This window comes from Acetivibrio clariflavus DSM 19732 (assembly GCF_000237085.1).
Taxonomy (GTDB): domain Bacteria; phylum Bacillota; class Clostridia; order Acetivibrionales; family Acetivibrionaceae; genus Acetivibrio; species Acetivibrio clariflavus.
In genome coordinates, this window is the sequence record NC_016627.1 from 1,101,919 (window position 1) to 1,114,529 (window position 12,611).

Here is a 12,611-nt window from a genome sequence, read left to right on the forward strand (position 1 = left end):
AATATCTGAAGGTCAAAGTATTTAAAACGTAATATAAAAATTGTTAGCTCATAAAGGGTGATATTGGATGAAATATGATATTGTTGGAATTCGGGAAAACAAAGAATATCTTATTAAAGCTATTGATTTTTTTACTGAAAAATGGGGCATTGAAAGAAGAATTTATGAAGACTGTCTTAGCAATAGTATTACTACACAAAGTCCTTTGCCAAGATGGTTTTTAATGCTGCATAACGGCGAAATAATAGGAGGTTATGGCTTGATAACCAATGATTTTATAAGCCGTCAGGATTTATTCCCTTGGCTGTGTGCTCTATATATTGAGGAGAAATACAGAGGCAATGAATTAGGGGCAAAACTTTTGGAGCATGGAAGGATTGAAGCGGCAAAATTGGGATATAAAAAAATATATCTTTGTACTGACCATGTGGGTTATTATGAAAAATATGGCTGGTCATGCATAGGCAAAGGCTTTCACCCCTGGGGTGAGGAGTCAAAGATATATGAAAATGATACAATACAGACGAAATGGTAAAAATAACTTTTTTGGAGTTCCTGTTGTTACAACATTTTAGAATTGCCAAGGCAGTCGTGAATGAGGGACAGAAGAGAATATAAAACGGAAGTCGGGAAAAAACGATATAATAATTAATTGCCTTGTTTTGAGAGGGGGATTTCTGAATGGATAAAAACAATAGACCAGTTGGAAGACAAAAGCGTATTGGCTCCGGCAGAGGAGATGTTTATAAACGCGGCAGCGGACTTGGAAGCGGACCTGTAGGCAATCCAGGCGGTTATTCCGATAGAAGAAGCACGTCAGGAGGCATAAGAAGGTCGGGCTATAACTCGGGAGGATACCAATCAGGAGGGAAAAGGAAATCCTCTGGTGGGTTGACTTATTTGATAATTCTGTTGGTTATTGTCTATCTGGGATATAGTTTTTTTACCGATTTATTCGGAGACAATTCTGATACTACGTCAAATAATAATTTACAGTCCCAAGCATCCAACTATTCCAATACATATGACAAAGGGGAATATCCGGTTGATACTTCCGTTTCAAACCTTGCCCGGGCAAAGCGTACAGTGTTGAAGGGCAATGGAAAGGATACAGCAACCATAATGATATATATGTGCGGAACGGATCTTGAGTCAAGAAGCAGTATGGCTACTTATGATCTTCAGGAGATTGCAAAGGCTAAAATATCCGATAATGTCAATATTATTGTTGAGACGGGCGGAACATTGAAGTGGCAGAATAATTTTGTAGATAGTAAGACCAATCAGAGATTTAAAGTGACTAAAGATGGCTTCAAGTTGATAGAAAAAAATCTTGGGAAGAAGTCTATGGTTGATCCCAATACTTTAGCAGACTTTATCAAGTATTGCAAGGAAAACTACCCGGCAGACAGATACTCGCTTATTTTGTGGGACCATGGCGGAGGTTCCCTTGGTGGATTTGGATATGACCAGCACTTTCCTAACGATGGAATGACTCTGGATGAGTTGGCTGTGGCATTGAAAAAAAGTGGTTGTACCTTTGATTTTATAGGCTTTGATGCATGTTTGATGGCAACCCTTGAAACGGCAATAGTTTTGGAACCCTATGCGGACTACATGATTGCTTCGGAAGAAGTTGAACCCGGTATTGGCTGGTACTATACAGGTTGGATAACTTTGCTTTCTGAAAATCCATCCATACCTACTGTTGAACTGGGTAAAAAGCTAATAGACGATTATGTAAGGGAAGTTAAACTGAGAACGCCTCGCAGTCAGGCAACTCTCTCACTGATTGACCTTGCGGAGTTAAAAGGTACTGTACCGTCAGCTTTTGAAGCTTTTGCAAAATCAACAAGACAACTTATTGATTCGGGCAATTATAAAGTTGTTTCTGATGCTCGTTCCGATACTAAGGAATTTGCAAAATCTTCGAAAATAAACCAGATTGATCTTATTCATTTTGCCGAAAATTTGGGAACCAGAGAAGGAAAAGCCTTTGCTAAGGCACTTCGTGGATGTGTTAAGTATAACCGCACATCCTCAAATATAACAAATGCAAACGGAATATCAATTTATTTTCCGTATAATAATCTCAAAAAGCTTAACTCGATGCTTGATACCTATGAACAAATAGGAATTGATGACGAATACAGCAAGTGTATTAAGAGCTTTGCCAGTGTAGCTGCCGGAGGACAAATTGTTTCTTCCGGAAGCAACAACATGCTTGAAATCTTATTAGACAGTCTTACAGGAGGAACACAAAATCAAAATTCAAATCAGTCTTCTACTATTTCAATAGAGAGCTTATTAAATGAGTTTTTGTCCGGTGGAGATTACAGCAGTATCACAGGTCTTATTGGAGATTCATTTGGATGGCTTGATGTTGACCGTATGAAAGCTTCTGTAGACTACTATAAAAAGAACAGAATTGAAGCAAAGGATTTGAAAATAACTAAAAAGAACGTACAAAGAGTTCTTGAACTTTCGGAAGAACAGTGGGGGCTTGTACAGAATATAGAGCAGAATGTTTTTATAGATGATGGTGAAGGTTTTATAGACCTTGGGCTTGATAATGTATATGAGTTTAATGATGATGGCGACCTTATAATGGAATATGACGGAACATGGCTTGCACTGAACGGTAACATAGTGAGCTACTACATGATAAGTGAGGATCGCTATGGAGACAATTATACTATAAAAGGACGTGTACCTGCTTTATTAAACGGTCAGCTGGTAGATATTATACTTGTGTTTGACAATGAAAATCCTTATGGAACGGTTTTGGGAGCCCAGATAAAATATGATACTTTGACACAGACCGAAACATTGGCAAAGGGTCTTATTGATATTAAAGCCGGTGATAAAATTGATTTCTTATGCGATTACTACACTTATGACGGACAGTATAAAGATACTTATTACCTTGGAAAGCAGTACACCGCTACAGGAAGTTGGAAAATAGAGAATTTATCATTGGGAAACAGAAAATACCAGATGACTTATCGTATAACGGATATATATAACAATAAGTTTTGGACGCCTTCTATTACCAATTAAGTTTTGTTCTTTCCAAAGATAACCGATTGATTTTAGAGGAGGAATAGCAATGGGGGACCTGTCCAAGTTGCCGAACATTGGAGCAAAATGCGAGAAAAGGCTGACCCGGGTTGGAATAAAAAGTGCTGAAGAGCTGAAAAGGATCGGAAGCAGGGAAGCGTTTATCAAACTATATTTTTTGGAAGGCGATACTTGCTTTAATACTCTTTGTGCCTTGGAAGGGGCTATTCAGGGGAAAAGATGGCATGATTTGTCCGATGAATCAAAAACTGATTTGAAAAAATTTTATGTAGAAGTAACAAGGAATATGAAAGAAGATTAATGATGTTAATAAGTGAAGATTAAACTCAATTTGTATTTTTTTAAATGGTAAAAAGATTAGCAGGAATATTCGGGTATTGCCGGAAATCTTCCAATAAAGATTTATAATTATTTAACATTATGCACTGTGAAATAATATTATTTGGCAGTGCATTTTTGGTTTTGGTAACTGATTTGCTGATATAAAATTGGAAAGCTATTTGCGGTAATAGTCCTATTATGTATTTTGCCGGTTACTTTGTATTTTTCTATATTTTTACATGTCTAGAATTAAGTTCTTTTTCTCCAGTTTTAAATTCAGTAACATATCTCAATATTTTTCTTTCGGCCTTTCTTGAAGAGGATTTCAACGAATTTGGCAATCAAAATAAAAGTAGGAAATATGTATATTTATTGCATAAGTTTAATAGACTTATAAAGTGTTTACTAATTTTATAAATCATTATAAACAAGGAGGGAGCAGCCTTTTTGAGTACAATTACCGTACGGGCATGTACTATGTTCACAGCAAAATTTATGGGGATATTTATCTTTGCAATTAAAGTGGGAAAAAGAATCCGTAAGGGTACTTTAAAAAGGGGAAATTCCAATTGGGTTAGTCTTACAGGGTGTTTGAAAAACTTAAATCTATTTATCAAATACAACATGACAAGAGAGGTAATGGAATGGCACAAAGGATTGCTTTAAACCCTGTTGAGAGAGTTAGCGGATTTATACAGGTTGAAGCTGCGATTGACAATAATAGAGTGGTAAAGGCCAAATCAAAGGGATTGCTTTTTCAAGGAGCTAAAAAGGTACTAAGCGGCAGAAACTTACTTGATGCAATTTACTCTAGACAGGGAATATGTGGAATTTGTTCAACTGCGCACTCTGTAGCATCATCTCTTGCATTGGAAAATGCAATTGGAATTTATCCATCCCAGCAGGAAAGATACCTCAGAGATATTATTCAAGGTTGTGATTTTCTTCAAAACCATATAAGGCATTTTTATCAATATACTTTGACTGATTTTGTAAAACTGACTGAAAATATGTCTTTATGGGAAGCCGAGTGTGAAGATTTCAGACTTCCGAGAAATAAAAACTTTGAAATTGCTGAACACTATTCCGAGTCGCTGAATATTACCCGAAGTATACAGGAAATACTGGCTCTGTTAGGTGAAAAGATATCTCATAACAATCGAACTTTTGTTGGAGGCGTTACAAAGGATAAGATAACAGCAATAAAGTCTTTTTTGCATAGAATTAGACAATTTATAACTGAAAAGATGATACCCGATGCCTTTGTCATTTCACATTACTATAGCGATTATTATAAAATTGGCAGCGGTTGCTGTAACTTTCTTACTTATGGCTGCTTTTACGGATATAAAGAATTTGGGACCCTCTATGTAAAACCCGGAGTATATATAAAAGGAAAAGAAAGCGCTTTTGATGCAAGTAAAATAACGGAGGAAGCCGATTATTCCTGCTATATTGATAAAAAGGGAATCTACGGAGCAATGGATATGATTACCGATGAAGAGATAGGAAACAGTGATGAATACTTATGGATTAAAACACCAAGGTATAATGGGTTACCCTGTGAAGTGGGACCTCTGGCAAGGCAATGGCTGAGTGGGGATTATAGAAATGGGACCTCCACAATGGATAGAATCATTGCCAGGGTTTTAGAAGCTAAAAAGATAGTTGATATTGTTGATGTGCTTTTTGAGAATTTGCACATTAGCAAACCTTATAAAAAAGAATATGTCATTCCCATTCATTCGGAAGGTGCAGGATACATTGATACAGCTAAGGGAGCTTTGTGTCACTGGCTTAAGATAGACAACGGAATTATCAACTGTTACCGTATTATAACTCCTTCAGCATGGAATCTTTCGACACATATTAATAATGGTATAATGGGAACTGCAGAACAGGCATTGGTTGGAACTTCAATACAAAATATTGATAATCCTGTTGAGCTGGGTAGAATTATACGTTCCTTTGATCCTTGTGTGTCGTGTGCAACTGACGTGTATTCACAAGGAGAATATGTAAAAACTATAAGGGTAATACCATAGATTATCTTTGTTTTTCTGTAATGTATCTTTGTCGGACTAATCCTTAATTTCACAGGAGGTGATTATAGATTTATTATTTTCGATTGAAAGTTTTTACTGTCGGAAATAAAACTTTCTGAAGCAGTGATGACAGGAAATAATGTCAATATTTAATGGCCCAGTAAACCCTAAATTGTTTTAATTTAAATGAATTTATGTTGAAATACTGGAGATAATTCATATTGGGAGAGATTTTACTGTTATTCAGAATATGGAGGTTTATTGTGGCTAAAAGCAGTGGTAAATTAAGAGTAATTCCTCTTGGCGGATTGGGCGAGATAGGGAAAAATATAACTGTATTTGAATACGAAGATGATATTTTTGTAGTGGACTGCGGTTCGACCTTTCCCGATGACGACATGTTGGGAATAGACCTTGTATTGCCGGATATAACTTATCTTACAAAAAACAGGGAACGCTTAAGGGGAATTGTAATTACTCACGGTCATGAAGACCATATAGGCGGTCTGCCCTATATACTTAAAGAAATAAATGTACCTGTCTTCGGAAGTAAACTGGCTTTGGGACTTATAGAGAATAAACTGGAAGAACACGGTATATTGTCGGAATGCGAGCTGATACCTGTAAAAGCAGGACAGACTATTGAATTGGGTGCATTCAAAATAGAATTTATAAATTCGACACACAGTATAGTCGATGCCATGGCTTTAGCTATATATACTCCTGTTGGTACTATTATACATACTTCGGATTTTAAGGTCGATTATACGCCAATTTCTGGTCGTCCGATTGATTTGTTGCGTTTGGCGGAAATTGGGAGAGAAGGTGTTTTGCTTTTGCTGTGTGACAGTACGAATGTTGAGCGACCGGGCTATACCATGTCCGAAAGGACTATAGGCAGAACTTTCGATGAGTTGTTTCGGTCTGCAGCTAGCAGAATTATCATAGCAACTTTTGCCTCTAATATCGATAGAATTCAGCAAATTGTAAATGCAGCAGTAAAATATGACCGAAAGATTGCTTTTTGCGGCAGAAGCATGATTAATGTATGCAACAAGGCAATGGAACTTGGTTATTTAACTATACCTAATGAAACTCTTATAAATATAGAGTCAACTAAAAATTACACGGGTGACAAGTTGGTAATTATTACCACCGGAAGTCAGGGAGAACCTATGTCAGCATTATCGAGAATGGCAGCAGGAGAATACAAATTAGTTGATATTGTTCCCGGTGATTTGGTTATAATTTCTTCAACTCCTATTCCCGGAAATGAAAAATCTGTATCCTATGTTGTAAATGAACTGTTTAAAAAAGGGGCAGAGGTTATATATGAATCCCTTGCAGAGGTCCATGTTTCCGGCCATGCCTGTCAGGAAGAGCTTAAACTGATACATAAACTGGTAAATCCAAAGTATTTCATGCCTGTCCATGGAGAATACCGTCATTTGAAAAAACATGCCGATCTCGCAAAAGGTATTGGAATGGATGAGAATAATATTTTAATTATGGAAATCGGGCAGGTACTAGAGATTGATAGTTCCGGGTTTAAATTTGGCGAAAGAGTTCCTTCAGGTAAAGTGCTTGTTGACGGACTTAGTATTGGAGATGTGGGTAATGTGGTATTGAGAGACAGAAAACATCTTTCTGAAGACGGCATGATAATAGCTGTTGCAACAATTCAAAGAGAAACCGGTGCCGTTATCAACGAACCGGATATTTTAACAAGAGGATTTGCAAGTATAAAAGAATCGGAAGAGTTTATGAGTGAGTTGAAACAGATATGCCTGGAAGCGATACAAAAAAGCAGTAGCAAGAATGTGCATTCAAAAAAGACCAAAATAAAAGAGGCGCTGAGAGAGTATATTTATCAAAAAAACAATCGCACCCCTATGATAATTCCTGTAATTGTAGAAATTTAGAGATGTTATTTCAATAGATAAAAGCCGTACAGAATATTCTGCATGGCTTTTTAGTATGTAAGAATATTTTTTTAGCTGATTTATAGCCGTTTTAATTGTTAGAGAAAAGAGAGGTTTAAAATAACGATAGCTTTAAGCTCAGTAATGATATAATATGTGTGATGTATTAAAAAGAGTGAAATGTCTTCGGAGGTAAATTGATATGAATTTTAAAAATAAAAAGATAATTTTATTCGATCTTGACGGAACAATAACCGAGTCGGGTGAAGGAATAGTAAATTCCATAGAGTATGCTTTAAAAGCATTTGGAATAACCGATTACAATAGAGCAGACTTGTTTAGACATCTTGGACCTCCAATAATAGAAATTTTTAAAAATGAATTTGGATTTGATGATTTGAAAGCCCTTGAAGCTGTAGAAAAATTCAGAGAATATTTCAGAGAGATAGGAATTTATGAAAATAAATTATATGATGGTATCGAATCATTGCTTAAAAGCATTTCGGATAGCGGAAGGAAAATTGTGCTTGCCACATCAAAAGCAGAAGTATTTGCTGTAAGGATTTTGGAGTATTTTAATATCATAAACTATTTTGATGTTGTAGGGGGGAGCGAATTGGATGGAAGCCGTATCAGAAAAGGTGATGTTATTCGATATGCTCTAAACAAAGCCGGTATAGTTGATTTGGATAGTGCAGTAATGGTTGGAGACAGAAAAGAAGATATACTTGGTGCAAAAGAAGCAGGTATTGATTCAATTGGTGTACTTTATGGATATGGAAGTTTTGAGGAACTTAAAAATGCAGGAGCAGTAACCATTGTGGGAACGGTTGAAGAACTTGGTAAGGTATTGATAGGTTAATTAATTTTATTATTACATACATTGTTGATATTTTATGAATCAGGAAGCAGTGATAAAACAGCATAAATGGGCTGTTTTTTACTTGGTATTTTTTGAATATTTTTATTTGTTCAATATATAATGTTAATTACAACGATAACTGTATTTGAACTGCTATGGAAAAACATTTACATAAATAAAATAAAATTTAAAAAAGAGATTATGTAAATTTATTCACGAAAATTATCAATTGAATTCGATAAATTTATTGTTCTTTGCTTTTTATCTATTTAATTGCAAATTTTTCTGTACAAAATATATTATACTGTTATATATTAATTATGTATATTTTTTAGTGCATTTGAGTGTTTGGAAGTATGATACTTCTTAACATAATAATTTTTTTAGGAGTGATTAAATGGGCCAAAATTCCACACCAATTAAAACACAAAATCGTGTCTTACCTTTGATTGCAGGTATCTTGATTCAGATGTGCTGCGGCACAGCTTATATCTGGGGAGTATTTCAATCTTATCTGATTATTACAAATAGTACTCCCAATGCACTTTTCAATTGGTCGCCAACTTATGGAACACTGGCTTATGCACTGTTATTGAGCATGCTTACCGTAGGAAGTGTTACCGGAGGAAAAAGTCAGCAATCAGGAAAAGTTCAGCCAAAAACAATTATTGTTATTGGTGGATTGGTAATGGGAGTCGGATTTTTACTTGCCCAATTTACAACCAATTCTACACCTTGGCTTCTCTGGCTGTCGTATGGTATCATGGGCGGAATAGGTATGGGAATGGTTTATACAACTACCATTGCAGTTTGTCAAAAATGGTATCCTGATCATAGGGGTATGGTAACAGGGATTATTGTTTCAGCCCTTGGTGCAGGTACTGTAATATTTACTCAATTATCGGAAATAGTAATTCCTAGCCTTGGAGTTTTAAAGACTTTTGGACTTCTGGGTGTAGTATTTATAGTGATTTGTACATTAGGTTCCTTTTTTATAAAGAATCCGCCGGAAGACTTTAAACCTGCCGGTTGGAATCCTCCAACTCCTAAAGATGGGCAGAACAGCAAGAATTTCTTACCTATTGAAGCATTAAAAACACCCCAGCTTTATCTAACAGCTGCTGCATTATTGTTTGCAACCACTGCAGGTTCAATGGTAATTCCTATGGCAAAAGTATTCGGTTTGTCAAATGGGTTGGCAGAATCGGTTGCTGCAGCTGGAGTTCTGATTATTGGAGCTTGTAATTCTTTAGGAAGGTTTATATGGGGATTGGTATCAGATAAATTTGGCAGAAAGAATACTCTTATAGTTCTTTTGATTATAACAGCGGTTTCAATAATAGCTTTGTCTTTTGTTCCAAAAGCCTTAATTCTCTTTATGTTCGCAGTGGTTGGATTTACTTACGGTGGATTCCTTGGTGTATTTCCATCGCTTACAGCAGACTTTTATGGAACTAAATATGTTGCTACCATATATGGAATAGTACTCTCCGGCTTTGGAATAGGTGCTGTTGCATCAGCCTTTATTGTAGGTGAGTTGAGTAAAATAAAGGCTTTCTCGACAGCGTTTGCAATTGCGGCAGTTGCTGCAGCCATTTCCTTTGTTATAGTTTTGACTCTTAAAGCACCTAAAGAAAAAGTAAATTAATAATGCATAAATTTATTTGAAAAAGATTAAGGTCTGGTTTCGACATAGTATCGGAATCAGACCTTTTTAATTTATCATGCAATCTAAACTAAATACTATATATGCTGTTTTTGTAAATCCATATTGACGGATTTAAAGGATATATGCTTTCGATGGAGTAAAAAACATAATTGATTAAGAATAGATGAGCTAGAATAACATGGCCTGGGATGATTTCAAATTTGCTTGCTATAAGGGAATGATTATTGTATAATATCGCTGCATGTGGCTGATACTTCAATTATGTATATTTTATTGTGCTTCTTAGAGTTAAAGAAGAGCTGACTTTTATATAAAAATTCCAAAATAAAAAGTTAAAGCCAGCACACTTCAAATAATTAAATGAAAGAGTGTTTTGCATGAAGATTTTTTTAGCACCTTTACAGGGTATGACAGTAGCCGGATACAGAAATGCTTTTGCAAGGCATTTTGGAGGAATAGATGCCTATTATTCTCCGTTTATTGCGACTTCAGAAGTAAATAAAGTGAATAAATTACTGCTGAAAGACATTTTGCCGGAAAACAATGATCCGGCCGTTAAACTTATTCCTCAAATTCTTGGAAATAATGGCATGCAATTTAAGGTTTTTGCCGAGGCAATTTCAAATTTGGGATATTATGAAATAAATTGGAATATTGGATGCCCCTATCCTACTGTGACAAGCAAAAAAAAGGGAGCAGGCATGTTACCGTACCCGGATATGATAAAAAGCTTCCTTGATAAAGCTTGTTCCGGAAATTCCTACGTGGTGACGGTTAAAATGAGGTTAGGAATGGAAAGTCCGGAAGAAGGCATGCGAGTTATTGAAGTGCTAAATGACTATCCTTTAGGCGGAGTGATAATACATGCCAGAACTGGTGTACAGAAATATGACGGAAATGTGGATCTTGAAGCTTTTATAAAAATGGCATCTTTGTGCAAACATGAAATAACTTATAACGGTGATATATTTACGTATGAAGACTACCAGCGTATAAGCATGAGAATACCTTTTGTAGAAAACTTTATGCTGGGAAGGGGTGCTTTAATAAATCCTTTTCTTCCATCGGAAATTAAAGGTAATATAGCAGCACCGGAAAATAAAATAGACATAATACGGGCTTTTCATAATGAAATTTTTGATTATTATAGAAACAGAGTTTCAGGAGATAAACATTTGTGCGACAAGATGATGGAATTTTGGTCTTACATGAGTGTTAATTTGAACAAAGATGGCAAATTTATGAAGAAATTAAAAAAATGCCGCAATATATCGCATTACCTGGAATTGGTTAATCAGTTACTTGGCACCGATTCTGTATGGACTGATGCAATTCTTTCTTAAAAAGGGATATAAATTACTTTATAAAATAATATTGCTATTCTATTTTTTTAACTCCATTGAATAAGTTCATAGTTGAATTGACATAATAAGTTGTAAGAAAAACTTTATTTATATGAATAAAACATAGGTAAGTTAAGGAGGAATAGCAATAAATGGTTGGGAAAGTAAAATGGTTCAGTCCAGAAAAGGGATATGGATTTATCGAAAGAGAAGGTGGAGATGACGTATTTGTGCATTTTAGCGCAATACAAGCAGAGGGATATAAGTCTCTTGTTGAGGGACAGATAGTTGAGTTTGACCTGGAAAACGGACAGCGTGGACCACAAGCGGCAAATGTGCGTGTTTCACAATAATAAATACCGGGACTGTCAGATTTGACCTTGGAGAGAGCATAAAAAATTTGTGAATAACTGTACTTGATTTAATATATTAAGATTGAGTAAAAAATGTCTTATATGGATTGCAGCTTGGAGTTTACCTTTAGTGTAAGTATGATTACTGCTGATATAAGCTTATTGACAATAAAACAGAAATAACTTATTGTGGAAAAGCTGGAGGTTGACAGTGGTAACTTGGGCAGCTTTGTTAACGGCATAGACAGAAATAATAGGGAGAGCGAAAGCTCTCCTTAAATTATAACTATAAAAAAATAATAATAGCACCTTTTTAATTATTTGTTTTTGTTATATAATGAAACTATAAAAAATATAAATAATAAAGAGAAACAGTATCTCAATAATTTTATGAATTGTATTGGTTTAGGGGAGAAATGTATGTTAAAAGTAAAAAAGGTTTATGTTAACACCAGTGATAAAATGTGCCAATATAGGTTGAATCAGGAAGCCTATAATTTAGTCAATCAAATAGACAAAAAGTACAATAGAATTGCTGTTGTATGTATTGGCACAGATCGTTCTACCGGAGACAGTTTCGGGCCGCTGGTGGGTTTTATGCTATCCAGGTGCAGAATATATGATTTTGATGTTTACGGTACTATTGAAGAGCCTGTACATGCTATGAATCTTAAAGAGACCTTGGAAAAAATCGATATTGATAATACTCTTGTCATTGCAGTTGATGCATCTATCGGAAGAGTTGACCATATTGGACATATTGGTTTAAGTAACGGGTCAATTAAGCCTGGAAGCGGAGTTGGTAAGGATTTACCGGAGGTAGGAGATATATCGTTTTCCGGTGTTGTCACAATTGCAGGAATAATGCCTCAAATTATGCTTCAAAACACAAGCCTCGGAATGGTATATAAGATGGCTGAAATTACTGCTAATTCTATTAAGTATGTACTTTATAAAAAGCAGCTGGAGCCGCAAAGGGCAAAACGAATCAGTTCTTTTGCGACGGCATAAAAAA

At 35.5% G+C, this 12,611-nt stretch carries 11 protein-coding genes; all 11 read left to right on the forward strand.

Annotation, left to right across the window (positions count from 1 at the left end):
• Window positions 1-67: 67 nt before the first annotated feature.
• The 11 genes from CLOCL_RS04595 (at window position 68) to yyaC (ending at window position 12,607) form a co-directional block, all read left to right on the forward strand.
• Window positions 68-535 (forward strand): GNAT family N-acetyltransferase, encoded by a 468-nt coding sequence (locus CLOCL_RS04595; RefSeq protein WP_014254243.1) that lies wholly within the window; start codon window positions 68-70, stop codon window positions 533-535.
• Window positions 536-681: 146 nt separating this feature from the next.
• Window positions 682-3,060 carry a clostripain-related cysteine peptidase gene (locus CLOCL_RS04600; protein ID WP_014254244.1) on the forward strand — a complete coding sequence of 793 codons (2,379 nt, stop codon included), beginning with the start codon at window positions 682-684 and terminating at the stop codon, window positions 3,058-3,060.
• 49 nt (window positions 3,061-3,109) lie between these two features.
• On the forward strand, window positions 3,110-3,382 hold the full coding sequence (locus CLOCL_RS04605; RefSeq protein ID WP_014254245.1) for a TfoX/Sxy family protein: 273 nt from the start codon (window positions 3,110-3,112) through the stop codon (window positions 3,380-3,382).
• Window positions 3,383-3,849: 467 nt separating this feature from the next.
• Entirely contained in the window at window positions 3,850-4,068 is a 219-nt protein-coding gene (locus tag CLOCL_RS04610) for a hypothetical protein (RefSeq protein ID WP_014254246.1), read from the forward strand.
• Complete coding sequence (locus CLOCL_RS04615; RefSeq protein WP_014254247.1) at window positions 4,047-5,447, forward strand: nickel-dependent hydrogenase large subunit; 1,401 nt, start codon at window positions 4,047-4,049, stop codon at window positions 5,445-5,447. The genes CLOCL_RS04610 and CLOCL_RS04615 overlap by 22 nt, the downstream gene beginning before the upstream one ends.
• A gap of 263 nt (window positions 5,448-5,710) precedes the next feature.
• On the forward strand, window positions 5,711-7,369 hold the full coding sequence (locus CLOCL_RS04620; protein WP_014254248.1) for a ribonuclease J: 1,659 nt from the start codon (window positions 5,711-5,713) through the stop codon (window positions 7,367-7,369).
• A 202-nt stretch (window positions 7,370-7,571) separates the two neighbouring features.
• Window positions 7,572-8,231, forward strand: a complete 660-nt coding sequence (locus CLOCL_RS04625) for an HAD-IA family hydrolase (protein WP_014254249.1) — start codon at window positions 7,572-7,574, stop codon at window positions 8,229-8,231.
• A 397-nt stretch (window positions 8,232-8,628) separates the two neighbouring features.
• Window positions 8,629-9,879: an L-lactate MFS transporter gene (locus CLOCL_RS04630; protein ID WP_014254250.1), complete on the forward strand. Its 1,251-nt coding sequence runs from the start codon at window positions 8,629-8,631 to the stop codon at window positions 9,877-9,879.
• A 398-nt stretch (window positions 9,880-10,277) separates the two neighbouring features.
• Window positions 10,278-11,243 carry a tRNA dihydrouridine synthase gene (locus tag CLOCL_RS04635; RefSeq protein WP_014254251.1) on the forward strand — a complete coding sequence of 322 codons (966 nt, stop codon included), beginning with the start codon at window positions 10,278-10,280 and terminating at the stop codon, window positions 11,241-11,243.
• Window positions 11,244-11,395: 152 nt separating this feature from the next.
• Window positions 11,396-11,596, forward strand: coding sequence for a cold-shock protein (locus tag CLOCL_RS04640; protein ID WP_014254252.1), 201 nt, complete (start codon window positions 11,396-11,398; stop codon window positions 11,594-11,596).
• A gap of 420 nt (window positions 11,597-12,016) precedes the next feature.
• Window positions 12,017-12,607, forward strand: coding sequence for a spore protease YyaC (gene yyaC / locus CLOCL_RS04645; RefSeq protein ID WP_014254253.1), 591 nt, complete (start codon window positions 12,017-12,019; stop codon window positions 12,605-12,607).
• Window positions 12,608-12,611: the final 4 nt, after the last annotated feature.

Excerpts from the sequence above, each read along its gene's own strand:
- CLOCL_RS04595 (WP_014254243.1), top strand. The coding sequence starts at position 68 with ATGAAATATGATATTGTTGGAATTCGGGAAAACAAAGAATATCTTATT.
- CLOCL_RS04600 (WP_014254244.1), top strand. The coding sequence starts at position 682 with ATGGATAAAAACAATAGACCAGTTGGAAGACAAAAGCGTATTGGCTCC.
- CLOCL_RS04605 (WP_014254245.1), top strand. The coding sequence starts at position 3,110 with ATGGGGGACCTGTCCAAGTTGCCGAACATTGGAGCAAAATGCGAGAAA.
- CLOCL_RS04615 (WP_014254247.1), top strand. The coding sequence starts at position 4,047 with ATGGCACAAAGGATTGCTTTAAACCCTGTTGAGAGAGTTAGCGGATTT.
- CLOCL_RS04625 (WP_014254249.1), top strand. The coding sequence starts at position 7,572 with ATGAATTTTAAAAATAAAAAGATAATTTTATTCGATCTTGACGGAACA.
- CLOCL_RS04630 (WP_014254250.1), top strand. The coding sequence starts at position 8,629 with ATGGGCCAAAATTCCACACCAATTAAAACACAAAATCGTGTCTTACCT.
- CLOCL_RS04635 (WP_014254251.1), top strand. The coding sequence starts at position 10,278 with ATGAAGATTTTTTTAGCACCTTTACAGGGTATGACAGTAGCCGGATAC.
- CLOCL_RS04640 (WP_014254252.1), top strand. The coding sequence starts at position 11,396 with ATGGTTGGGAAAGTAAAATGGTTCAGTCCAGAAAAGGGATATGGATTT.
- yyaC (WP_014254253.1), top strand. The coding sequence starts at position 12,017 with ATGTTAAAAGTAAAAAAGGTTTATGTTAACACCAGTGATAAAATGTGC.